20 protein-coding genes are annotated in these 24085 nt (G+C 56.5%); 10 read left to right on the forward strand and 10 right to left on the reverse strand.

The annotated features are described in order from the left end of the window. Window positions 1–4: 4 nt before the first annotated feature. Entirely contained in the window at window positions 5–898 is an 894-nt protein-coding gene (locus ACYVIS_RS14770; RefSeq protein ID WP_460874289.1) for an amidohydrolase family protein, read from the forward strand. Here ACYVIS_RS14770 and ACYVIS_RS14775 read toward each other — a convergent pair. Both ACYVIS_RS14775 and ACYVIS_RS14780 read right to left on the reverse strand, forming a co-directional pair. Then, the gene (locus tag ACYVIS_RS14775; protein ID WP_232743024.1) at window positions 895–2262 is read right to left on the reverse strand and encodes a TrkH family potassium uptake protein; all 1368 of its coding nucleotides are present in this window, start codon (window positions 2260–2262) and stop codon (window positions 895–897) included. The genes ACYVIS_RS14770 and ACYVIS_RS14775 overlap by 4 nt on opposite strands. A gap of 4 nt (window positions 2263–2266) precedes the next feature. Then, a complete protein-coding gene (locus ACYVIS_RS14780; protein WP_232743025.1) occupies window positions 2267–2920 on the reverse strand; it encodes a potassium channel family protein in 654 nt (217 codons plus the stop codon). Window positions 2921–3032: 112 nt separating this feature from the next. On the opposite strand from ACYVIS_RS14780, the gene ACYVIS_RS14785 reads away from it, so the two are divergent. Beyond that, window positions 3033–4109, forward strand: a complete 1077-nt coding sequence (locus ACYVIS_RS14785; RefSeq protein WP_460874290.1) for an alkene reductase — start codon at window positions 3033–3035, stop codon at window positions 4107–4109. A gap of 119 nt (window positions 4110–4228) precedes the next feature. Next, on the forward strand, window positions 4229–4627 hold the full coding sequence (locus ACYVIS_RS14790) for a BPTD_2524 family lipoprotein (protein ID WP_232743027.1): 399 nt from the start codon (window positions 4229–4231) through the stop codon (window positions 4625–4627). Between the two features lie 35 nt (window positions 4628–4662). On the opposite strand, the gene ACYVIS_RS14795 is transcribed toward ACYVIS_RS14790, so the two are convergent. From ACYVIS_RS14795 to imuA, 4 genes are all read right to left on the reverse strand, one after another. Continuing rightward, window positions 4663–5121, reverse strand: coding sequence for a GatB/YqeY domain-containing protein (locus ACYVIS_RS14795; RefSeq protein WP_232743028.1), 459 nt, complete (start codon window positions 5119–5121; stop codon window positions 4663–4665). 143 nt (window positions 5122–5264) lie between these two features. After that, the gene (locus ACYVIS_RS14800; protein WP_460874292.1) at window positions 5265–8417 is read right to left on the reverse strand and encodes an error-prone DNA polymerase; all 3153 of its coding nucleotides are present in this window, start codon (window positions 8415–8417) and stop codon (window positions 5265–5267) included. Window positions 8418–8438: 21 nt separating this feature from the next. Further along, window positions 8439–9962, reverse strand: coding sequence for a Y-family DNA polymerase (locus ACYVIS_RS14805; protein WP_460874293.1), 1524 nt, complete (start codon window positions 9960–9962; stop codon window positions 8439–8441). Continuing rightward, on the reverse strand, window positions 9892–10623 hold the full coding sequence (gene imuA / locus ACYVIS_RS14810; protein ID WP_370635935.1) for a translesion DNA synthesis-associated protein ImuA: 732 nt from the start codon (window positions 10621–10623) through the stop codon (window positions 9892–9894). Before imuA ends, ACYVIS_RS14805 begins: the two co-directional genes overlap by 71 nt. Window positions 10624–11079: 456 nt before the next feature. On the opposite strand from imuA, the gene mgtA reads away from it, so the two are divergent. Both mgtA and ypfH read left to right on the forward strand, forming a co-directional pair. Further along, on the forward strand, window positions 11080–13845 hold the full coding sequence (gene mgtA, locus ACYVIS_RS14815) for a magnesium-translocating P-type ATPase (RefSeq protein WP_232743031.1): 2766 nt from the start codon (window positions 11080–11082) through the stop codon (window positions 13843–13845). Window positions 13846–13956: 111 nt separating this feature from the next. Further along, window positions 13957–14727 carry an esterase gene (ypfH, locus tag ACYVIS_RS14820; protein WP_460874294.1) on the forward strand — a complete coding sequence of 257 codons (771 nt, stop codon included), beginning with the start codon at window positions 13957–13959 and terminating at the stop codon, window positions 14725–14727. Between the two features lie 292 nt (window positions 14728–15019). Here the strand turns inward: ypfH and ACYVIS_RS14825 are convergent, their stop codons facing one another. The 4 genes from ACYVIS_RS14825 to ACYVIS_RS14840 all read right to left on the reverse strand — a co-directional run bounded on the left by ACYVIS_RS14825 (window position 15020) and on the right by ACYVIS_RS14840 (window position 19056). Continuing rightward, window positions 15020–15475 (reverse strand): peptidase associated/transthyretin-like domain-containing protein, encoded by a 456-nt coding sequence (locus ACYVIS_RS14825; RefSeq protein WP_460874295.1) that lies wholly within the window; start codon window positions 15473–15475, stop codon window positions 15020–15022. A 41-nt stretch (window positions 15476–15516) separates the two neighbouring features. Continuing rightward, entirely contained in the window at window positions 15517–16326 is an 810-nt protein-coding gene (locus ACYVIS_RS14830; RefSeq protein WP_460874296.1) for an NRDE family protein, read from the reverse strand. Window positions 16327–16365: 39 nt separating this feature from the next. Beyond that, window positions 16366–17499, reverse strand: a complete 1134-nt coding sequence (gene pbpG / locus ACYVIS_RS14835; RefSeq protein ID WP_232743035.1) for a D-alanyl-D-alanine endopeptidase — start codon at window positions 17497–17499, stop codon at window positions 16366–16368. 231 nt (window positions 17500–17730) lie between these two features. Continuing rightward, complete coding sequence (locus ACYVIS_RS14840) at window positions 17731–19056, reverse strand: hypothetical protein (protein WP_460874297.1); 1326 nt, start codon at window positions 19054–19056, stop codon at window positions 17731–17733. 124 nt (window positions 19057–19180) lie between these two features. Here ACYVIS_RS14840 and ACYVIS_RS14845 point away from each other — a divergent pair, with 124 nt between their 5' ends. The 5 genes from ACYVIS_RS14845 to ACYVIS_RS14865 all read left to right on the forward strand — a co-directional run bounded on the left by ACYVIS_RS14845 (window position 19181) and on the right by ACYVIS_RS14865 (window position 24058). Continuing rightward, window positions 19181–20005 (forward strand): GntR family transcriptional regulator, encoded by an 825-nt coding sequence (locus ACYVIS_RS14845; RefSeq protein ID WP_232743037.1) that lies wholly within the window; start codon window positions 19181–19183, stop codon window positions 20003–20005. 61 nt (window positions 20006–20066) lie between these two features. Continuing rightward, complete coding sequence (locus ACYVIS_RS14850; protein WP_460874298.1) at window positions 20067–21242, forward strand: ABC transporter substrate-binding protein; 1176 nt, start codon at window positions 20067–20069, stop codon at window positions 21240–21242. A gap of 56 nt (window positions 21243–21298) precedes the next feature. Continuing rightward, on the forward strand, window positions 21299–22228 hold the full coding sequence (locus ACYVIS_RS14855) for a ferritin-like domain-containing protein (RefSeq protein ID WP_232743039.1): 930 nt from the start codon (window positions 21299–21301) through the stop codon (window positions 22226–22228). Window positions 22229–22241: 13 nt separating this feature from the next. Next, a complete protein-coding gene (locus ACYVIS_RS14860) occupies window positions 22242–23147 on the forward strand; it encodes a hypothetical protein (protein WP_232743040.1) in 906 nt (301 codons plus the stop codon). A gap of 26 nt (window positions 23148–23173) precedes the next feature. Beyond that, window positions 23174–24058, forward strand: coding sequence for a branched-chain amino acid ABC transporter permease (locus tag ACYVIS_RS14865; RefSeq protein WP_232743041.1), 885 nt, complete (start codon window positions 23174–23176; stop codon window positions 24056–24058). Window positions 24059–24085: the final 27 nt, after the last annotated feature.

Raw genomic sequence — 24085 nt, forward strand, 5'->3', positions numbered from 1 at the left:
GAAAATGTCGAATCCCTGTTGTCCTCCTCTTGATACGTTTCAAAAGGTCGGTTTTAATATTCCCGAGAATGCGTGCGATTCCCATGCACATATATTCGGCCCGTATGCACAATATCCGCTGGCCGATGAGCGCAGCTACTCTCCCGCGGAAAATGATGCAGAGCGGTTTATATGGCACCTGAACCGGCTGGGTCTTCAGCGGGGTGTTCTTGTGACGGCCAGCGCCTGCGGCACCGACAACAGCTCGGTTCTGGATGCGCTCGGCAAATATCCCGACAGGTTAAGAGGCGTTGCCGTATGCGATCAGGGTATCGGCTTGCCGGTCTTGAAAGCATGGCGCGAAGCGGGCATCAGGGGCCTGAGATTCAATCTGTACAAGCTCAATGGCCAGGCGGTATACAAGAATGGAGTGGGTTTGCAGGCTTTGGAAGCCCTGGCGCCTTTGCTGCGCGACCTGGACATGCATGCGCAGATCTGGGTCCATGCCCCCGACTTGCCCGAGCTGGCTCCGCGCCTTGCGAAACTGAAGGTGCCATTGGTTGTGGACCATATGGGACGCATGAATGTCGCCCTGGGCATTGACAATCCCGGCTTTGGAAAGCTGTGCGCCATGCTGGCCGACGGTTCGGTCTGGACAAAAATTTCCGGAGCGGATCGGAACAGCAATAAAAAAGGCCATTACGACGATATCGACGCTTTTGCGGAAAGAATATTGAAGGCCAATCCGGATCATGTGGTGTGGGGTACAGACTGGCCTCATATCAATTATTTCAACGAGGCCGATGTACCCGACGATGGCGTATTGCTCAATACCTTGAGGCGCTGGGTTGCCGATGAACAAAGCCTGAAAAAGGTACTGGTCGATAATCCCGCGAATCTGTATGGGTTTGGGGCTTAGCCGACTTGCATTTCCGTTTCGGGGTAGCGGATCCGGCTGCGCGTTTGTGTCGCAATGCTGTACACCAGAGTAAGAGGCCCCAGGCGGCCGGCGTACATCAGCACAATAAGAATAGCCTGGCTGGCGGCCGATAGATGCGGAGTCAGGTCGCGGGTCAGGCCGACGGTGCTCAGGGCTGAAACCACTTCGAAGACTATGCTCAGGAATGGCGCCTTGTCGAAGATGGAAATCAGGAAAACGCCGGCAAAGGCAAGCGCGGTGCTGATCAGCAGCAAAGCCAGGGATTTCTGGATGATTTCGGGAGAAATCGATCGTTTCAGCAGCACGATTTCCTTGCGGCGAAAAATATACGAATAAGCGGCCGCAAGCAGCACAACGAAGGTTCCCACCTTGATGCCGCTGGCCGTGCTGAGCGAGCCGCCGCCTATGAACATCAGCAATATCATGAGCAGGGTACTGGTGTCGGTCAGCTTGGCGATATCAAGACTGTTGAAACCGGCCGTGCGGGTCGTAACGCTCTGGAACCAGGCAGCCAGGGCCTGGCCCGAAAACGACAAATGCCCGAGCGTATCGGCGTTGTTCAATTCCAGCGCCCAGATGAGGACAAAGCCCACCAGATTGAGAACCAGCGTGGCAAGAATCATTACTTTTGTGTAGGGGCGCAGCTTGGACCAACTGCGCTTGGCGTTGATATCGCTCAAAACGGTAAAGCCGATTCCGCCGAGGATAATCAGTGCGGACATCGTGAGAATAACGATGGGGTCGGCGACGAAGCCCGCCATATTGGCCGAATAGAGTGAAAAACCGGCATTGTTGAATGCGGATACGGCGTGGAACAGGGCACTGTACAAGGCGGACACAAAACCCGATTCGGGCCACCATCGCAAGGTCAGGATGATGACACCGGCTATTTCGATGATGGCTGAAATTTTGAACACCGAATAGGCGGTTTGCCGGATTTTCGACACACTGGTCTGGTTGAAGGCTTCCAGCGCCAATGCCTGCTGCTTTATGCTGATTTTCTTGCCCAGGGTCAATGCCGCGACCACGGCCAGAGTGACAAAACCCAGGCCGCCGATCTGGATCAGCAGGGCAATGATGATTTGCCCGGTGTGAGTGAATGTGCTGCCGGGGTCGACAAGGTTCAGGCCGGTTACGGTTACAGCCGAGGTGGCCGTGAACAGGGCGGTGAAAAAACTGATGGGCTGGCGTGTGGAAACCGGCAGCCACAGCATGAAGGCCCCCAGCACAATTAAAATGAGAAAGCCGGCAGCCAGGACGATGGGCGGGCTTGCGTTGAACAGGCCGGTTTTCCGGATCCGTCTGTAAGTCTTGTAGCCGTGCAGGGGTTGCCAGTTGCGCATGAGCTTATTCCAGCCTGGGGGCGAGGGCTTTCAGTGCCTGCAGCTGGCCGGTCATGATCAGGGTATCTTTGGCTTCGAGCGCGAAGGTGGCGGCCGGATGGAACGTAATTTCAGCCCGCCGTTTCACGAGCAGGACATGGATGGGGTTTGAACCGCTTCCCAGGAAATGGCTTAGCGGCACGCCTTGCAAATGCTCGCTGGCCTCGATTTCAACGACGAACTCGCCATTGCCCAGCGAAATATAGTCGTTGACCATGGGGTAGCTGAGGGCCTGGGCAATGCGGATTCCCATTTCTTCTTCGGGATGCACGATACGTTCCACGCCCAGCTTGGCGAGAATCAGGTGCTGGGCATGCGAGGTGGCCTTGACCCAGATGGTCTTGATGCCCAGGCTTTTCAGATGCACGACGCAAAGCAGGCTGGCCTCGAGGTCTTCGCCGATGGCGACAAGTACGACATCGTAGTTTTCCAGGCCCAGCTCTTCCAGGGAGTGTTTGTCGGTGACATCGGCAATGACCGCGCGGGTGATCTGGTCTGCCAGTTTGTCGACGACCTTGTTATTGGCGTCCACGCCCAGCACGGAATGTCCGAGTTTTACCAGTTCGAGCGAGGTGGCCGAACCGAAGCGGCCCAGGCCGATAACGGCAAATTGTCCCATGGGCGGGTGTCCTTATGATGGGGATGGGAGGTCGGGTTATAAGTATATCCGCACATATCATAAGGATTTCAGGCAAACTAAGGGTTAACGTTAGTTCAAGAGAGCCTTTTATATGCACAATCTGTTTGAGCCCCTCCAATTGGGCGCGGTCCATTTGAAAAACCGCATCGTCATGGCCCCTTTGACGCGCACTCGCGCAACGGAGGGCCGTGTTCCCAATGCCCTGATGCGTGAATACTATTGCCAGCGGGCGGGAGCCGGGTTGATCCTGACCGAGGCCACTTCCGTGTCGGCCCAGGGGGTCGGCTATCCGGATACGCCCGGGATCTGGTCTGAAGCCCAGGTTGCCGGCTGGCATGCCATCACTCAGGCCGTTCATGCCCGCGGCGGCAAGATTTTCCTGCAACTCTGGCATGTAGGCCGCGTGTCCGATCCCGAGCTTCTGGACGGCGGCTTGCCGGTAGCGCCCAGCGCCATTGCCCCTCAGGGCCACGTCAGCCTGTTGCGCCCGAAACGCGGGTATGTCACGCCGCGCGCTTTGGACACCGAGGAAATTCCCGGTATTGTGGCCGACTTTGCGCGCGGGGCGCGCAATGCCATGGCAGCCGGTTTTGATGGGGTCGAGATTCATGCGGCGAACGGCTATCTGATCGATCAGTTTTTACAGGATGGTGCCAACAGGCGCCAGGATCGATACGGCGGCTCCGTGGAAAATCGCGCGCGATTTCTGCTGGAGATCGTGGACGCCTGCATCGAGGTCTGGGGAGCCGACCGGGTAGGCGTGCATTTATCGCCTCGCGGCGGTGTGCATTCAACCTCCGACTCCAATCCGCCTGCGTTGTTCAATTATGTAGCCGAGCAGTTGGGTGGGCGCCATATTGCCTTTATCTTCATACGTGAGGCCGTGGGTGAGGACAGCCAGTTGGCAACACTCAAGCGCCTGTTTGCGGGTCCGGTCATAGCCAATGAGCAATTCGACCTGGATCGCGCGCAGCAGGCGCTCGACAGAGGCGATGCCGATGCGGTGGCCTTTGGGCGGATGTTTATCGCCAACCCCGACCTGGTGGCGCGCCTGGATGCCGGCGCGCTCCTGAACGAGGCAGATCCGGCCACGTTCTATGCAAACGGCTCCGAAGGGTATACCGATTATCCGAGCTTGGGTGAAGATCGGACGGCGCTGGTCGCTTGAGAAGAGAACGGGCGCTGCGTGCTTGTTGCCGCAGCGGTGGTGCTGTCAAACCAGTAATGTTTGGCGGATGCCCGCGTGTTCATGCATAATCACAAAGGCGTGTTCAACGAGGAGTGGCAGTGAGATCGTTTGTTCTTGGATTGGCGGTGACAGGATTGCTGTCGGGGTGCGCCGTAGGCATACAGCCGGGGGTATCGCCCAGTGTTTCGTATTCGGTGGCGCGCGACTACCAAACGGTCTACCAACGAGCGCGGGATCAGGCCGAGCAATGTCTGCGCGGCAAGAACCAGTTTGCTGTGCGGGCTTCTTTGAATCCTGATACTCGTTCCGGTGTGGTGGCTGTGCTCAATCCCTTGGGTAGCGACGCCGTGGCCCGCACCGAACTCAAAGCCATAGATGCGCAGCATACGCAGGTGACTCAGGCCATTTGGGGCCGCACTCCCTGGGATAAGGCCGCGCTCGACGCCATGCAGGAGTCGGTGCGCATGGATACCACGGTCTGTTTTGCCTACAAGTAAAATCGGCGCCGGATCGGGCTCGGACGCTTGGCGGCTCAGGCCAGCTTGGCCTTGACTTGGGCTGAAACGGCCGACATATCGGCGCGTCCGGCCAAGGCGGCTTTGAGCAGTGCCATGACTTTACCCATAGCGGGTGCGCCACTGATGCCTTGACGAGTAACCTCGTCGATGGCGGACTGGATTGCCGCGGCGACTTCCTCGGGCGCGGCAGCCTGTGGCAGGAATTCCTGCAGTACAAGCAGTTCGGCCTTCTCGTGCTCGGCCGTTTCCGTGCGTCCGGCCTGTTCGAAAGCGGCTATCGATTCGCGGCGCTGTTTGACCTGCTTTTCAATGATGGCAATTATTTCGCTGTCGTTCAGGTCGCGGCGTTCGTCGACTTCTTTTTGCTTGACGGCAGCCAGCAGAAAACGCAAGGTACCCAGGCGAGCGGCTTCTTTGGCACGCATGGCGGCTTTGACGGCTTCGGCTAGTTGAGGTTTGAGCGTATTGCTCATAGTTTGTCCTAAGTAAAAATTCATGCCCGTGCATGAAATGCAAAAACTGTGGCATTCATTTTAACGCGCATACGATAATTCGGTTTTTGCCGCTGCGATGGCCGCGGGCTGCGTGGGCGGGTTTTTGGCCATGCAAAGGCTCGTCAATGAAAATTCCGGCTCGGAATGCTTAGCTGGCCCAACAGCGAACTTAAATCCACCAGTCGGCTGGCGATGAGATGGCAGGTTCCCTGGTGGCGTTGCCAAATGCCATAGACGCCCAGCAAGCCGGCCTGGGTGAGTTCGGTGCGTTGGCGCTCGGCCAGATCGGGCCGCACAATGACGTTGACGGATCCCGTTTCGTCTTCGAGGCTGACAAAGACGATGCCTTTGGCGGTCTGGGGCCGCTGGCGCATGGTTACCATGCCGCAGGCGCGGGCCAGGCGGCGGTCGGGATAGTCCTTTAAAAGCGTGGCCGCGCTGACAAAATGCCGTGCCTGCAGAGCGGGCCGCAGAAAGTCCACAGGGTGTCGTCCAAGAGTAAGCCCCAGAGATCGATAGTCGGCCAGTGTGCTTTGCCCCTCGGTGGGTTCGGGCAGCTCGGGTAGATGGGTATCGGCAAGCGGGGCCGGGCGCAGCAGCCCCTTGAAAGGGCCATTCGCCGCGGCCCAATGCGCCAGGCGCCGATGTCCGCTCAGGGAGAGCAAGGCATCGGCCCCTGCCAGGGCATCCATATCGTGCCGGCTCAGGGCGGCGCGCAGGGCGAGGTCGTGGGTGTCGGTAAACGCCCGCTGCCGGCGCGCGGACTCGATGCGCAAGCCGGCTTCTTTAGATAGGCCACGGATCAGATTGAAGCCCAGCCGTACCTGGGGGCGTACCGTATCGCCGCCGACTGGTGGGGGTAGGGCCGGAAATTCGAATGCGGCTTCCCACAAACTGGTGGCTATGTCCACGGGCAGGACTGCGACCTGATGATTGCGGGCATCCTGAACGAGTTGTCGCGAGGAATAAAAACCCATGGGCTGGGAGTTCAGCAGCGCCACCAGAAAGGCCTCGGGTTCGTGGCGTTTGAGCCAGGCGCTTATATAGGCCAGGATCGCAAAGCTGGCGGCATGGCTTTCCGGGAAACCGTATTCGCCAAAGCCTTCCAGCTGTTTGAATAGGCGTTCGGCAAAATCTTCCGCATAACCGTGCTTGCGCATGCCGTCGAGGAATTTTGTGCGAAATTTATCGACGCCGCCCTTGCGCTGCCAGGCCGCCATGGAACGGCGCAGCTCATCGGCTTCATCGTCGCTGAAACCGGCTCCCGTCTTGGCGATCTGCATGGCCTGCTCCTGGAATATGGGTACGCCCAGGGTGCGGGAAAGGATGTGCTCGAGGCCAGGAGGGCAGTCGTGTTTTTCGATTTTTTGCCGCCGGCGCAGATAAGGATGAACCATGCCGCCCTGTATGGGCCCCGGCCGCACAATGGCGACCTGCACGACCAGGTCGTAGAATTTTTCGGGCTTAAGGCGTGGAAGCATGCTCATTTGGGCGCGCGATTCGATCTGGAATACACCGATGGTGTCGGCGCGGCACATCATCTCGTAGGTGGGTTTGTCGGCACCCGGTATGGTCTGCATGGTCAGTGCCTGGGCGCGACACCAGCCGGTCAAGGCCAGGGCGCGTTTCAGGGCGGACAGCATGCCCAATGCCAGCACGTCGATTTTCAGCAGGTGCATGGCGTCGAGATCGTCTTTGTCCCATTGCACGACGCTGCGCTCGGGCATGGCCGCATTTTCAATGGGCACCAGACGCGTCAGCTTGCTGCGCGCAATCACGAAGCCGCCCGGGTGTTGCGATAAGTGGCGAGGAAAGCCCATGAGATCCTGCGCCAGTCCGGCCCACGACTTTGCAATGCGCGAGCCGGGGTCCAGGCCTTGCTCGGCGATTTTTCCAAGCAGCGCCTGTTTGCTGTCCCAGTGGTGAAAGGAATGCGCCACCCGGGCGACAAGATCCAGGTCCAGCCCCAGCGCCTTGCCCGTATCGCGCAAGACGCTGCGGGTTCGGTAGGTGGTGACCACGGCTGTGAGGGCCGCTCGCTGGCGCCCGTATTTGCGGTAAATGTATTGAATGATTTCTTCGCGGCGCCGGTGCTCGAAATCGACATCGATGTCGGGCGGTTCGTTGCGCGTGCGGCTGATGAAGCGGGCAAAAAGTGAATTGCCGTTTTCGGGATTGACCTCGGTGATTCCCAGGCAATAGCATACGGCCGAATTGGCCGCCGAACCGCGGCCTTGGCAGAGTATGCCCTGTTGCCGGGCATGGAGCACGATATCGTATACGGTTAAAAAATAAGGCTCGTAGTCCAATTCCGAGATAAGCCCCAATTCCTCTTCCAACTGAGCTTTGACGGCGTCGCTTGGCCCTTGGGGGTAGCGTCTTTGTGCGCCGGCATAGGTTTCCTGGCGCAGATAGGTTTTGACGGTATGCCCTTCAGGAACGATTTCGATGGGGTATTCGTATTTGATATCGTCCAGGGAAAAAGTGCACCGGCGGCTAATTTCAAGAGTTTCCAACAATGCGCTTTCCGGATATAGCGCCGCCAGGCGCCGGATGCTGCGCATATGGTGCTCGGCATTGGCTTGCAGTGCATAGCCGCATTCCTGGATGGGGCGCTTCAGGCGTATGGCTGCCAAAGTGTCGTGCAAAGGTTGGAGCGATCGGGCGTGCATCTCGACGCCGCCGGTGGCGACCAGCGGAATACCGAGCCTGGAGGTCAGCGTTTGCAGTTTTGTCGTGGGCCGAATGTCTTTGTTTTGATAGTGCCGGCCAAGCCCGAGCCAGATCCGGCCCTTGAAAGCCTTAAGCAGGGATTCGAGCTGAGGCAGCCAGGTTTCAGTCTGATCTGGATTGCCAGGTTTGAAAAGAATGAGGCAATCGGGCAGGTTTTCAAGATGTTCCCAGCCGGCTTGGGGCTTGAGAAAGTCGTCCAGGCTCAAACGATATTGACCCTTGACGCTGCCTGCGCGAGCCAGCGTGATGAGCTCGGACAAATTGCCGTAGCCGTTGCGGTTGCATGCCAGCACGATGATTTCGGCCGGGCATTGTTCGGGAACGAAGCGGCTGCCGATAATCAGTTTGAGGTTTTGCCGCTTGGCTTCGCCGTGCGCCCGCACAACGCCGGCCAGCGAACATTCGTCGGCCAGGGCCAGTGCCTGATAGTGGAGTTTTGCTGCGTGTTCCACGAGTTGTTCCGGATGCGAGGCGCCTTTCAGGAAAGTGAAATTCGAAAGACAATCCAGTTCGGCGTATGGAGGGATCAGGTTTTTTTGCATACAGGCCAGGCCCTGGGAAAATCAGGCAAAAAAGCCTTGCAAAAACCAGCCGGGTGAGCGGCGATCCTGGTAGATCCAGTAGCGGGCGGCGCCGACATCCTGGGCAATGAAATAGTCGCGTAACTCCTGGCCGGGTTCGTCCCACCAGCCGGTTTCGATGCGTTCAGGGCCCTGGACCAGGCGCAGGCTTGCCCCCTTGTAAACGGGATGATTGTTGCGGGTTTCCAGCGCGAGCGGTTCAGGCAATAGCCAGAATGGCCTGGCACAGTCGGGGAGTTGCGGCGGCATGCCGCTTGATAATGTGCCGGTTTTGCCGGAAAGCGCGTGTTCGGCCCGGTTTGCTGGTGCGTGGGATGATGGCCCGGGGACGGATTCCCAGCGATTGGCCCGCTCAGGCCGATAATCGGCCAGGGGATGGGCGTGCAGAACATTTTCCGCGCCCAGGCGTGCGCGCAATATATCGAACAAACGGCGTTCCTGGCTGGGCCATTGGGCGGGTTCGATAAACAGGCTCTGGCTCAGGCCTTGCCTGGCCTCGATGGCGGCAACCTCCAGTTCGATGGCGATGACCGGGGCGGGCAGGCTGAGGGACCGCAACTGTTCGCCCAGGACGATTTCAAAATGGCCAGGCTGCCACGCCGGTTCCGACAGTTTGAGATTCACAAGGGTGGGTGGCCGCGCATGGCGGCCTTTTTCATGATGCAGGCCGAAACAAAGCGTTGTGACGGTGCCATGTTTGGCTTGCAGCCAGCCGCAAAGCTGTTCGATGAGCCGGGTAGCCGCGTGAAACACTGCCGGGGTGTATTCGATGCGCTCGAGCAGGTCGTGGCGTTGTGAAAAACGATCGGGCGCTTCGAACCAGTTGAAGTAGTCGTCGACTGCACCGTAGGCGGCGTCCAGCGTCTGGACCAGGGCCGGTTCGCTGCGTTGTTGCAGGCCTTTGCGCGGCAACTGGCGCAATTGCCCGAGCGTTTGGCAGCCTATGCCTTGCAGCCATTCGGCATAGGTTTGCGTTGCCGGCAATAAACCGGCGGGCAGCGGGTCGAGCAGACGTTGCAGCGAGACATGCCGCAGCACACGTCGACGCCTGGAATGGGTTTGCCGGGCCAGCAGGCAGGCGCCGCGTGCAGTGGGCGCCATGCCCAGGCAGGCGTGGGTTTCCAATGCATGCAGGGTACTGGCCAGCCGCCGCCACAAAGCGCGCGGCCCGTTGAACAGCCGCAGGCTGGCGCTGACATCGAGCACCAGGGTGTGGGGGTCGAAAAATGCCAGGCAGGGGGTGTATTGCAATAAGCTCAGTGCAATCTGCTGCAAATAATGCTGTTCCGCCCGAGGGTCGTCGTTGCGCAAGACAATGCGCGGTGCCAACCCCAGCACGCTGCTGCGGCGCATGCCAACTCGCACCCCCAGCGCTTGTGCGGCTGAAGTGCAGGCCCAGACCTTTTCCTGGCGCAAGACCGCGGCCAGTGGCGTATTAATTGGCCAATGGGGAAAAAGCGCGTCGAGGCTGTGCGTGGGCAGGTAGATACTGATCCAGAGGTGCATGAGACGCGGGAACGGCTATTTGGGAATGCGTGGGGTAAAGAGGGATGAGGACGGGAATTGGACAGAGAGGCCCGCGACGCTTGAGTATGGAGACGACAAGACCTTGGCGGCTGGGTGCGAGGCCCAGGCGTAAGGGCGAAGCGCTGGCCTGCAGCGCGGCGACGGGCGGGCGGAACATAAGGAACAGGGCGTCGCTTTGCTGGGCAAGCAGTTGCAGGCGGCGCAGTGCCTGGGGACGGATATGGGTCGTCCAGCACAACAAGGCGGAGCAAGCCTGGTATTTGAGTATTTGCTCGGCTGACCATAAGCAGTCGGGCATGCTGCTGGCTTTGACCCATACCGGGCGATGCCCGCCGAGTTGCCAATTGAACCAACAGTGAAAATAAGGCATGTAGGGGGGGCTTACCAAGACTATGCAGCGCTCGCGGTCGAGGAGTTCAAGCGCAGGGCGCAACAGCTGCATTTCACCGATGCCGGGCCGCGCTGGCATGAGCTCGATTAATGTGCCGGTGGGCCAACCCTGGTTGGGGAGTTCGCGATCGAGACTATCGAACCCGGTAGGCACCGTTGTTTGACGGGCCTGGGCCAGTTGGGACCCACGCCATAGTGCCGGGTGGATGCGTTCGGGATGCGCCAGGGCGGGAGATCGGATAGTGTTCATGTTGGTGCGCTGCGGATTATTTCGTAATTTTACTGTATAAATATACAGTATCAATGATAGCCACAACAAGGCCGCAGCGCCACAGGTTTCTGCTTTTTCTCGCAAAGCCTTGTTATTCATCGAAGCCGGAGGTATAGTGCGCGAGTCTTTTTTACAGGAGCTCCCTCGTGGATAGTGATTCGAGTAGTAGTCGATCTTGCATCGGCAGCTAACGACGAGGTTTTCATAAGCTCTTCCGCCGCTGCCTTTGTTACAGGCGAATAGCGGCATCGATGGGCCATTCGGCCCCGTTGATTTCTTCTTTTCCCTTCTTGTTTGCCGCGATGCGTTCGTGGACGATGTCTTGCCGTGCCTGGTTTTCAAGGCCTGCAATGCGTGTTTATCGTCCTGAACGATTGCGGAGTTGTTGAATCTGGAATTCCGGCAAGCATTCGTCTTGGCCGGTAGGGAAGAACCATGCATTTCAATTCCATTAAATTGCGCCTCCTGGCGTTTGTAAACAAGGGCCTGCCGGCCCGTCAGTTCCGTCGTCGGGCTTTTCTGGACCTGTTGCGCGGCTCCGCCGTCGGCCAGAAGGTATCCGACCGCTTGTCCGGCTATCTGCTTGAAGTATCGCAAGCCGTGCCCGATGCCGTGCTGCGGGACCTGGCCTCGCATAACGACGGATTGAGCGAGGCTGAGGCCGATGCCAAACGCGAAGCCATCGGCCCCAACGAAATTGCCCATGAGAAACCCATGCCATGGTGGGTGCATTTATGGCTGTGCTATCGCAACCCATTCAATCTGCTCTTGACGGTTCTGGCCTTGATTTCCTATCTGACCGAGGATTTGAAAGCGGCAACAGTCATAGGCACCATGGTGGTCGTCTCGACTCTGCTGCGTTTTGTGCAGGAAAAGCGCTCCAACGGGGCGGCCGAGAAACTCAAGCAGATGGTCAGCAATACCGCTACGGTGCTGCGCCGCGATCCGGCTCAAACCGCGGCTTTCGAGGCCGAACAGTTCTTTGGAATACGCCTGCATCCGCGCAACCCGCGCAAGGCCGAAGTGCCTATCAGCTTGCTGGTCCCGGGCGATATCATTTTGCTTTCGGCCGGCGATATGGTGCCTGCCGATTTGCGTGTGCTTGGTGCCAAGGACTTGTTTATCAGCCAGGCGGCCCTGACTGGCGAATCCTTGCCGGTCGAGAAATTTGCCCAGCAAAGCGATGCGTCGGTGACGAATCCGCTCGAGCTGGAAAATTTATGCTTCATGGGCAGCAATGTCATAAGCGGCTCGGCCATAGCCGTAGTCGTGGGGACTGCCAATCAAACCTACTTCGGCGCATTGGCCGAACGGGTGACTGCGGCCGACCAGACTCCTACGCAGTTTCAAGCCGGAGTGAACAAAGTCAGCTGGCTGCTGATCCGTTTCATGTCGATCATGGCCCCGCTGGTTTTGCTTCTGAACGGATTCACCAAGGGAGACTGGGTCGAGGCGGCGCTCTTCGCCTTGTCGATTGCCGTAGGATTGACGCCGGAAATGCTGCCGATGATCGTCACGTCCACGCTGGCTAAAGGCGCCGTGGCTTTGTCGCGCAAAAAGGTGATTGTGAAGCGTCTGGAAGCGATCCAGAACTTCGGCGCCATGGACATACTGTGCACGGATAAAACCGGCACGCTGACCCAGGACCGGATCGTGCTGGAGCGCCATACCGATATCTTTGGCCACGCCGACGATCATGTGCTGGAGATGGCGTACTTGAACAGCTATTATCAAACCGGGCTTAAAAACCTGTTGGATGTGGCTGTGCTGGAGCATGCCGAATTGCGCCAGGAGCTGAATCTGGCCCACAATTTCCGCAAGGTCGATGAAATCCCGTTCGACTTCGTCCGGCGCCGCATGTCGGTAGTGGTCAGCGAGCGAGAAGACCACCATGAGCTTATCTGCAAAGGAGCTCTGGAAGAAGTGCTTGCAGCCTGCACACGGGTTCGCAATGGAAGTGAGACAGAGCCGCTGAGCCTGGAGTGGCTGGAAAACATACGCCAGATCACGACGCGGCTGAACCAGGAAGGGCTGCGTGTGGTGGCCGTGGCCGGCAAAGACTTGCCGCCGACACGCGCGGCTTATGGCGTGGCCGATGAAGCCGACCTGACCCTGATCGGCTATATGGCTTTTCTGGACCCTCCCAAAGAAACTACGCGGCCGGCCTTGCAGGCTCTGAAAGCCAGCGGCATCGAGGTCAAAGTCCTGACCGGCGACAATGAGCTGGTTACGCTCAAGGTGTGTAAAGAGGTGGATCTGGATATCAAAGGCGTGCTGCTGGGCGGCGCGATTGACGACCTGAGCGACGCCCAATTGATGCAGGCCGCGGCAAAAACAACGGTGTTTGCCAAGCTTTCTCCGGCGCAAAAAGAACGGATTGTGCGAGTCTTGCGCAGCCAGGGCCATGTAGTGGGATTCATGGGCGATGGCATCAATGACGCAACGGCATTGCGTGCGGCAGATATCGGTATTTCGGTGGATTCGGCCGTGGATATTGCCAAAGAGGCGGCCGATATTATTCTGCTTGAAAAGAGCCTGATGGTGCTTGAGCAGGGCGTGATCGAAGGCCGCAAGACCTTTGCCAATATGTTGAAATACATCAAAATGACGGCGAGCTCGAATTTTGGCAATGTGTTTTCGGTGTTGGTGGCCAGCGCATTCATTCCATTTCTGCCCATGTTGCCGATTCATTTGCTGGTGCAAAACTTGCTGTACGATATTTCGCAGATCGTTATTCCCTTCGATAATGTCGATGACGAACTCTTGTCCAAGCCCCAGAAATGGAATCCCGAGAGCCTGGGCCGTTTCATGGTGTTTTTTGGCCCCATCAGCTCAATATTCGACATTGCAACGTTTGTCCTGATGTGGTTCGTTTTTGCGGCAAACTCGCCCGAGCATCAGACCTTGTTCCAGTCCGGCTGGTTTGTCGAAGGCTTGCTGTCGCAGACCCTGGTGGTGCACATGATACGCACGCGCAAGCTTCCGTTTTTCCAGAGCAGGGCATCATGGCCACTGCTGCTGATGACCGCCCTGATCGTCGCCGCGGGGGTCTACCTGCCCATGGGGCCATTGGCCGACTATTTCAAACTGCAGGCGCTTCCCTTGAGCTATTTCCCCTGGATGCTGGCTATTTTGCTGGGCTATGTGTGTCTGATACAGTTGATGAAGGGGCTTTACGATCGCCGCTATGGCTGGCAATAATAGGGTCAGTGCGCCGCAGGCAGGTTGCCGGCGGCGTTTTTACCTGCTTGATGATGGCTGGCCTGGGATGTGTGCCATCAGGCCGAAATATGTATTTCCAATGCGATAACCATGTCTATATTGAAATCAGATACCCCGGATCCGCTGGTTTTTTCGCCCGATCAAGGCAAGCCGCAGCAACTGTTCGTGCTTCTGCATGGAGAATCGGCCAGTCCTGAGCAATTGCTGCCTTTGGCGCAAGCGATCAAGCAGGCCTTCCCCAATGCTCTGGTCGTGATCCCTTATGGCATCGAAGCTATGCAGGCCGGCCAATATCAATGGCTCAAGCCGGACGATCCGGGTAAAAGCAACGATGCGGCGCATGTAGCGCAGGCCTTGCCTGTTTTGATTGCTCAAATTCAACAGCTTCAGGCCCGCCATGGCTTATCGGGCGAGCAGACCGCGCTGGCAGGTTTTTCCCAAGGAGCGACCCTGGCGCTCGAAGCCTGCATGGCGCAACCCGATCTGGCGGGACGCGTGCTGGCATTTTCCGGATGCTACGCGAGCCCGCCCGCGGCCGCTCCCAGAGCCACGACGCTGCATTTTCTGCATGGCGCGGACGATACCCTGGTGCCGGTGGGCCAGATCCGGAGTACGCACGCGCGGCTGGCGGAACTGCGGGGCGACGCTACCCTGGATATCGCGTCGACCGTTGGGCATGAATTGCACCCGGCCTTGATTCATCAGGCCTTGCACAGGCTGCAGACCTGCGTTCCGTTACGCAGTTGGGAAGCCGCGCTAGGAGACCTCAATACCGAGAATGAAGATGAAGACGGTGAAGAGGGCGGCGGCGATGACAGCGATCCGGGCAAGGATTGGGCTGGAAACCGGACTTTGCATTGATTCCCGGATTCACGAGCAGCCGCGCGGTGCCCACACAATTCCCGCATAGTCGCGTCAGCCCATACGCATGCAAAAGCCATCTGCAATCGCCCAAAAAACCTCAACGCAAGCGGGGGTGGCGGCCCAGGCGGGGTGGGGCGAGCGTTGAGTCCGCGGGCAGTCCTGGCACAGTCAGGACCGGACGATGCGAGCCCCACCCCGCCTGGGCCGCCACCCCCGCGTCTTAAGAACGCTTAAGAACGCTAAAGAACACAAATGACGGATGGCCGTTAAGAGCCAGCGAAGGCCAAGGCTATTTCCATTCGAACATAAGGCGAACCGTTCCGCTACCGCCGATTTCCGCCGTGCGCGACTGCGTGTTGCCATTGTAGGTCGCGAAGATCTTGTATTTGCCCGCCGGTAACCGTGCCAGAAAATAAGGGCCGTCTGACGCAACATTCAATACATCGGTGTCCTGACTATCGCGTATCACCACCTGCACGTCGGACACATACGCCGCCGTGCCATCCAGGCTGCTGGCAAAAGTCAGCGCCAGAGGAAACTGCGACATGGCAGCCTTGAAGGCGGTCGACTCGTCAATTCCAATTCCGCCGCTGACATAATCGACCGACCCAAGGTGCTGCAAAGGAGGTAGTTCGGCGCGAGCCTGGCCAAAGGCCAGCATACCCAGCAGAAAAACGGCGGCAAGCATGAGCCGCGATATGAGTGGCAGTGTGGATTTCGAGGCGGGTAGGCGCAAGGCATTCATAGCATTCTCCAGATTGAATACATCAGCCTTATTCTATTCCTCTATTCCGTATTGAAAGAATCAGGCCGGGGCTGGTCCATTTCGATCGTAAAAGGCCAGTCGTGGCGTTCCGTGGCAATGCCGGCAGGGTCATATGTAATTTCGCTCAGTACCGCGCGCCCGCTTGCATGAACGGCAATAACGGTGGAACAGCGCGTCCCATAGCCAGGACTGACAATAAAAGGGCTGCTGAGCAAGCGCTCCCGATCTAGCGGGATGCCTGTGTCCGGCAAAACATGATCGTCCGCCCTGGTATCGTCCTTGAGGATCTCAAAAACCGGAGTCAATGATTTTTCCAGGTCGTTCAGAGGAAATCCATCAAGCGCCCGGCGCAAGCGTTCGGCCTTGGGCCAAGGTGTATCCAGCAGATGATTGGAGACCACATATCGGCCTTCGCGCATTGGATAGGCCTGATTGCGGGGATCCCGGTTGCCGACGTAGTACGCCCCGGCCAGGTCTCCCACAATAAGATTGAAGCCGTTATAGGCCGCACCCGCATCCGAGACGCCTTGCGCATACTGTCGCGCGGACACAGGCTGAGTCAGGTAGCGGCTGACCAACTCGCCCCGCGATGGGGCATTGCCGATCATGTGCGCGGGGTCGCGGTAGTTCGTGAGCAGGGCGAATCGCCCCTGGCGCGTAACACCCAGCCAGGTGCCTTGAGCCTGGCAGTCGATTCCGGCAATAACATCGGGTCTATCCGGCCACGGCGCAGCCGCCAGGCTCGGTCGATCGTGGAATTCGTCCCGATTGGCCGCTATCAGCAAAGGCCAGTCGGCATGGGCACGGATTGCAAGGTAGGCAATGCACATAAAATCATGATGCTCACGAGGAGGAATTCCTCCTTGTCTTTATAGCATGGCTATATTGGTTTCCCGCTCGACCAGGTTGCGGATGCGCATGGCGTCTCCAATGCGGGAATAGCGGCCGGTGGAGTTCAGCAAAATAATCGCCACTTCGCGGCGATCGATACGCGTCAGCATCACCAGACACTCCCCGGATTCATTGATGAAGCCCGTCTTGGAAATCTGGATGTTCCAGTTGGGATTGCGAACCAGTCCGTTTGTATTGTTGTAAATCAGGCGTCGGCCGTGCGCGACAGCCACTTCGTAATGATCGTCGGTTGTGTAGCGATGAATCAGCGGCTGCTTGCTGGCGGCCACCAACAGCTTGACCAGGTCGCGTGGTGTGGATACGTTGTCGCTCGACAGCCCCGTGGGTTCGATGAAGTGCGTTTTGCGCATGCCCATGGCGCGCGCCTTGTCGTTCATGGCGCGGACAAAAGCGGGGATGCCCCCCGGGTAATTGCGCGCCAGGGCATGGGCAGCGCGATTTTCGGACGACATCAATGCCAGGTGCAGCATGTCGGCCCGGCTGAGGGTGGAGCCGACCGTCAGGCGTGAGCGGGAATGGCGCAGGTGATCGACATCGTCTTCGGTGATGGTCAGCATATCGCTCATGGACTGCCCCGATTCCGAGACGATGAGGGCCGTCATGAGTTTGGAGATCGAAGCGATGGGACGGACCTCGTCGCTGTTCTTGTCGTAGAGCACCGTGGAATTTTCCAGATCCTGCACATAGGCCACTTCCGATCTGAGCGCGGCGTGCGGCGTCAGCGGTTCGAGGCCTCTTTGAGATCTGTGTGTGATTGCATCGTGGTTTTCTTCCTGAAACGCAACACGCCGGGTGTGCGCCGCACTGGCAATATGATGCCGGGTGCGCAGGCTGGCTCGATGGGTAATGCGGGCCTTGTGCGCCGAGGCGTGGCGTTTGGAACTGGTTTTTACATGCGCCTTGCTTTTTTTGGCGGATGTTTTTTTGCTGGAATGATGCGCGGAAGTTTTTTTCGCCGAAACGTGATGTTTGCTGTTTTGTACCGTGGTATGCGTGCTGCCGTACGCGTCTGCGCTAAGGCTGAAATTGAAGACAAGTGCTAGTAATGGCAGTAAAGCCAATAAAGACGTTCGATTCCAGATTTGTCGCATAGTCGGGTACACAGTACGTTGAGGGTATTATTTTTTGGCTGAGGCAAATAATATCAGAAATGAAAAAAAATACCAATAATATTAGTTAGTTACACAGTCTTTTTAAGTTATTTTTTAAGTCAGCCTTAAAACCTTATGATAAATGGCCATATTTACTGTTTAAAAATACAGTATATTGAGTTGGGCAGTAGGTTTTGAGAGATCATACGGCTACGTCGATTATTGTCAATTTCATAGCTTGGTCGGGCCGGTTTGTTTATAGGACGTTTTCAATGGCGTTTGCCCCAGGTTTGCATTGACTGTTTGCCTCAAGTGCTCAAGGTACAGGCCTTCCTTTTGTTCAAGGTGCGCAGCCCAGGCATCTGGGTCGACGTTGTCGATGCCGATGTGCCAACCATACAAGTGAATGCCTTCCGCATAGAGGCAGCCATGACGGCGGGCCATGGCTGCTTCATCAACGTTCGGATTCCGTTCCGGTAGCGGAACTCCATTACCGGAGCAGTCCGCCAGCAGCGTGAGAACCGGCCGTCCAAAATACTCGGCGATGCGCTGACGCGATTGTTCCAGCTTCCGAAAATAAGCCTCGTCAACGGTTTCTCCGGGCAATCGTATTTTTACGGCAAGGTGATTTTTACTTAGCTCCACCAAAAGCAAATTATTCTCCAGCCAGTCCGGCTGTACGAAAGCCCCTTTGCGTCTGAACAACTCCGCGACGGCAGTATAAACTCCACGGCCTTCACCCCCGAGCAGTTGTTTGAAGAATTCGTATTGGTCAATGTCGGCCTGCAAGAGATCTATTTTTTTTTGCAGTCCATCCATCTGGCGAAAATAATCCGCTCGTTGCGCATATAGCGTTTCCTCGGCGACCGAGCGATAGCTGCCTAGCCAGCTTGCGTTGCCGGCATTAGCGGTATGGCCTAGCCGATCTATGCTCTCTTGCAAGGCAGAGAAGAACTGGACAGCCATTTCCGGTTGCTCCAGCGTTTTGTGCGCCAGTGCGGGCAGGATCATGATCCGTCCAGGGATCGGATTGCAGTAGACGGCCAAAGTTTGCCTTGCGTTATTTTGCAGGATGGGAATGCCGGAGTAGGAATCAAGCGTCGCGGTCGGCCTGAGCATATGGCCAATCCGCCGAAAAAGAGTGTGGAAAGGGTCGCCCGCGTGGCAAATTGATTCGCCGCCATCATATGCCCGCGTTGCCACGCGCAGTGGCAGCAATGGTTCGTATATGTCGTAGGGCATGATTTCCTGAAGCGTGTGTACGCCGACTGTTTTTGGCGGGCAGCTCAACACGACCACAGAGCCGCCTCTGGCCAGCAGGCTATCGAGTTCTTTGCGCCAATAACGCGACATCGCCAATAAGGATTCGGAGCCTCTTACGCTGAGCACAGCGGGATCGATCTGTTCGATTTGATCTTTCATTTGCGGCAGCAGCGCACCGGGATTCCAAACGATCGTATCGATGTTGTCGAGGGGCGCAGGCCGGGTGAAGGCAAACTGCGCAAAAGAGAAACCCTTTGTGTCGGAGACGGGTAGGTCAAGAGTTGCAATGTTCATTATCAATCCTGCTTGACGGCCAATCCAATATATCATAAAGTCTAGTTAACTAGACAATTCTAACAGAGAGATATCAATATGTTGAGCCGCGTTGGAAAGCATATAAATTCTCATAAGGTCTCTTATGCGTAATGCGGCAATTTCGCTCGACCGCAATTCGCCTCTCCCTCTTTATGAGCAGATCAAGCGCAGAGTGTTGTCGATGATCCTGGGGTGGCAGCAAGACAGCGAGCGGTTCCATACAGATCAAGAGCTCAGCGAACAATTCGGAGTAAGCCGCATGACCGTGCGGCAGGCTGTACAGGATCTCGTTAAAGAGGGATATCTGCGGCGTGTGCGGGGTTCGGGCACTTTTGTTTGTGCTCCGAAAGTCGATGAACGGTTCAGCACGGCCATGGATTTTATCGATCAGTGGGCTACTCGAGGGCGTGCCCTCGAGCTGCGGGTTCTGCATTGCGCGATCGAGCCTTGCGATGCCCGTGCGGCCCAGCAACTCGATATCAAAACCGGGGATCCTGTATGGAGCATACTTAGGCTGAGAACGGTAAAGCATGTGCCGATATCAATCGATTATCGATATATTCCGGTATGCGTAATCAAGACAATAAATGCCAAACAGGTCGCTGCCGGCTCCTTGCTGGATCTGGTCGGCCAGTATGTGGACCTGTCGTACGGGGAACTTAAGGTTGAGGCGGAGTCCGTTCAGCCCGAACATGCCGACTACCTTGGCTTGATGCCGGATGACCCCATCTTGACGCGTCATCTGGTGTATTACGACTTGAACGACAGGCCTGTAATGTCCGGCATCTCGCATTACCGAGCGGATCAGGTGCGTTATTCGATACGCGTCCCGTTGAAAAAAGAGCGTCAGGCGAATGCTTCGGTCATAGACGCCCTGGAATTCCGCAGCCATCCTGAAATGCGCAAATCACAATTAAAACGTCGTTGAAACGAAGTCGATCCGACCATTGTTGCAGCATCATTCCATCAAAATAATTAGGAGCAGACAAATGAGTTATATCAAGAAAGCATTAATAACTTCTCTATCTACCTGCATTATGTCGTCCGTGGGAGTGTTGGGTTTTGGGCTGCAGGCTCACGCGGATGACGTCGTGCACATAGGGTCCATCTTGTCGGTAACCGGGCCCGCCGCGTTTCTGGGCGAAGACATGAAGGCAGGCATGGAAATGGCTATCGACGACATCAATTCGTCCGGAGGCATAGACGGGAAAAAGGTCAAATGGACTTTCTACGACGCGGAAAGCCAAACGGCCAAGGCGATCAATGAAACCAAACGCCTTTTGTCACAGGACAAAGTGGATATCATCGTTGGTGGCGGCAATATGAGCGGTATTGCCATGGCCATGGCTCCCATGACCGAAAGAGCCGGCATGCCATTTATTTCCACCGAAGGAAGCATGCAGATCGTCAATCCGGTCAAGGAGCGCCAGCATACTTTTAAAAGCACTGTGGATGACGATCAGGTCATCGGCCGGGTGCTCGATTATTTTTCAAAAAAAGGCATCAAGAAAGTTGCCTTGCTGGCAGATAGCAGCGGGTTCGGTCAGAGCGCAGTCGAACAAACAAAAAAACTTGCCGCGAAACGCGGGTTCGATTTCATGTATGAATCATTCAACCCTTCGGATACAGACTTGACGCCTCAATTGAGCGCTATCAAGAAAGCCGGCGTGCAGGCTATTATTTGCTGGACCGTGACTCCGACAGGGGTGGTTTTCATCAAACAGGCGAAGCAGCTGGGTTTGGATAAGCTGACTCTGGTGCACAGCTACGGGTTTGTGGATCAACGCTATATGAAGCTGGCCGGCGATGCGGTCGAAAACCTTCTGCTGGTCAGTGTCAAGTTTCCGGTGGGCCAGGATCTGCCCGATGCCGATCCCATCAAGGCCCGGATTCTCGATTTAAGCAACCGTTTCGAGAAAAAATACAAACGCAAGCCAAATCAATATGTGGCGCAAACCTATGACGCCATCATGCTGGCAAAAATGGCTATCGAAAAAGCCGGCCACGACAAGCAAAAAATCAGCGAGGCATTATCTCAAATCCGAGGCTACAAGGGTGTCAGCGGCGTTTACAATTTTTCCGCCGACAAGCATTCCGGGCTGTCCAAAAGCGACATTGTGATGCTCGACTACAAGGGCGGCCAGTTTCACTTGGCCGACTACTGATATAGCGCATTCAATCAAAACCTGTCATTGGAGCAAATCTATTTCGGAGTGTTTTCATGAGTACAGTCATCGAGCATCCTCGTACCATTCTGGACGAGATGAAAAACCAGTTTCCGTTGGATTTGGACACCCATATACCCAAGATACGCGAGTTGTATCACCTGGCTACGGCGAAACAATGGAATCCACGAACCGATATTGATTGGGACGCTTTTGATCCCACTCTGTATACCGATGAGCAGCGCTACGCCGGTCGTCAGTACTGGAGCCGGCGGGCATGGAGCGAGTATGGCGCCATTTCCGAAAGCCCCGCTTTGCAAATACGGTTTTGCCATGACAACTGCCCGGCCGATTTGCGTTTGTTTTTTACCATCCGCTCGCAGGAAGAAAGCCGGCATGCCGAAGTGTGCGTGCGGATGGCGGAATTACTGGGCGGCTATATGGAGCAGCCCACCCAGGCCGGGTATCAAGGGGCGGTTGCCACTCATGGCGTACGGAAGATGGCGCTCGATCCGCATATGCCGATTGAGGCGATATTGGCGGCACTGGTTTGCGGCGCCGAAGAAATCGCCTTCGATGTTTTTCGCCATTTGGTCGATATCACACGCGATCCGGTCGCCAAGCAGATTTGCACTCGCATCATGCGCGACGAAGTCCGGCATTGCGCATTTGGCTGGAGGTTCCTGGATTACCGTATTCCGCAAATGACAAAGGAAGAAATCAAAGTCGTTGAGAATGCCGTGATTTCAATGATTGAAAAGGTCGAGTTAAACGGCTACCACAGTCCATGGCTGGCCCCTCAAAACCCTGCTTCACAGGCCGAAATGGATATCGATCGCATCACTTGGGAAGCTGGCCTGGGATCGACAGTGGAAGAGCTTGAAAAACCGATCTTCGTAGAAACAGTTCAGCGTATCCGCCGTCAAATGGAATCCTGGGGTGTTCATTTACCCGCTTTTTCACATCCAAAAATCGGCAAGTTTTAATTGGACACTGATTATGCAAGCACATACAACGAAAATTCCGGTAGAGCGGCGTTTCCCCGTAAGTCTTACGCAATCCATTGGCTCCATACGTGAACTATACGAAACGGGTAAAGAAAGCCGATGGAACCCCGAGGCCGACATAGCATGGAATGATTTTGATGCCGGTAAATTTGAACAGGCAAGCCTTGATGCCGCCCGTTTAGTGTGGAGTCGCCGTGCCTGGGTGGAATATGCGGGCTTGTACGAAACACCGGCGCTTCTGGTCCGGCTTTGTCTTGAGGCAGGCCGCGAATCCGACCCCAAGTATTTCCTGACAGTCCGCAATACGGAAGAAGCATGGCAGATAGAAAGTTGCCATCGGTATGCAAAGCTGCTCGGTGGCTATATCGATCGCCCTCCGCAAGCAGAAAGCGAGGTGGTTTTCAACCAGTATCGTCATCGCCAGATACTCGATGCCGAACAGGATGCCGATATTTTCTTTACCGTGCATTCGGCGGTTGAAGACGGCCTGGAGCTCGAGTTGTTTCGCGCCTATCTTGATAACGCCACCGAGCCTGTTGCGCAACAAATCCTGCAGAAAAGCGTCCAGGCCAAGGAACGGCATGTTGCATTTGGATGGACGTACGTTTCCGAGCGGGTCGGGATGTGGTCCGACGCTCAGCGTACCGCTGTAGCCATTGGTGTGCATGACTATATACAAAATATAGAGATGCGCGGTTATCACTGCCCATGGTTGTCCGGTTCGGCTGACGCCGAGACACGAGCGGCAGAGGTTGCGGCGCTGGCGGGGTTGGGCGCATCGACGCAGGCGCGCGAGCAGGTCATCTTTCTTTCTTATATTGCCGGGGTAAGAATCCGTTTGAAGACATTTGGAATTGAGCTGCCTGGATTCGCACATCCCCGGCTGGGAACGTTTTAACCCTGAACCCAGGGTACGGAGTCGTCATGGATGTTTATGTGCAAGCTATTCAGCTCCTGATCGCCGGCCTTACAACAGGGAGCATTTACGCCATCGTCGCGGTTGGCTTCAACGTTATCTTCAAGAGCACCGACTCCATCAATTTTGCGCAAGGCGAGTGGGTCATGACAGGAGGCATGATTGCCGCGACGGCCTATGCGACCGCGATAATCCCCGTCTGGCTGTCATGCTCGATAGCTGTGGTTGCCGTTAGCTTGATTGGCGGGGTTTCCGAGAGACTGGTTATCCACCCCCTGAAGAAACCAAGCCCGATGCTGATAACACTGCTGAGCATTGGAATTGCTATCTGCACCAAAAGCCTGGTTATGTTGATACTGGGTAAAACTCCCATGGGGTATCCCGCATTTTCAGGCGATCAGCCCGTCATGCTTGGGGGAGCCAGCATTACCCCTCAAAGTTTCTGGGTACTGGGCCTGGCGTTTGCGTTCATGCTGATGACACAATTTTTCTTCGAGCGTACCTTGCTGGGCAAGACTATGAGGGCGGCGGCGGCCGATCGCGATGCCGCGGCGCTGGTCGGTATCAATGTCAAGCGCTCGGTGATGTGGGCATTCATGTTGGCGGCGCTGGCAGGGGGAGTGGCGGGAGTGATTATCACGCCGATTACCCTGACCTCCTACGACAACGGGACGATACTGGGATTCAAGGGGTTCAGCGCTGCTGTTCTCGGCGGGCTCGGCAGCCTGCATGGGGCATTCCTGGCCGGACTGTTTTTGGGGATTGCCGAGTCTCTCACCGGCGGCTTGCTGTCTTCGCATTTCAAAGATGCAGTATCTTTTGTTTTACTTTTGTTGGTGTTGTTTTTGCGGCCGCAAGGTATTTTTGGCAAAGCTGAAATAAGCAAGGTCTAGCCAAAAATAATGTCCTGGCGCTCGGCT

The organism is Paralcaligenes ginsengisoli, from assembly GCF_054781135.1.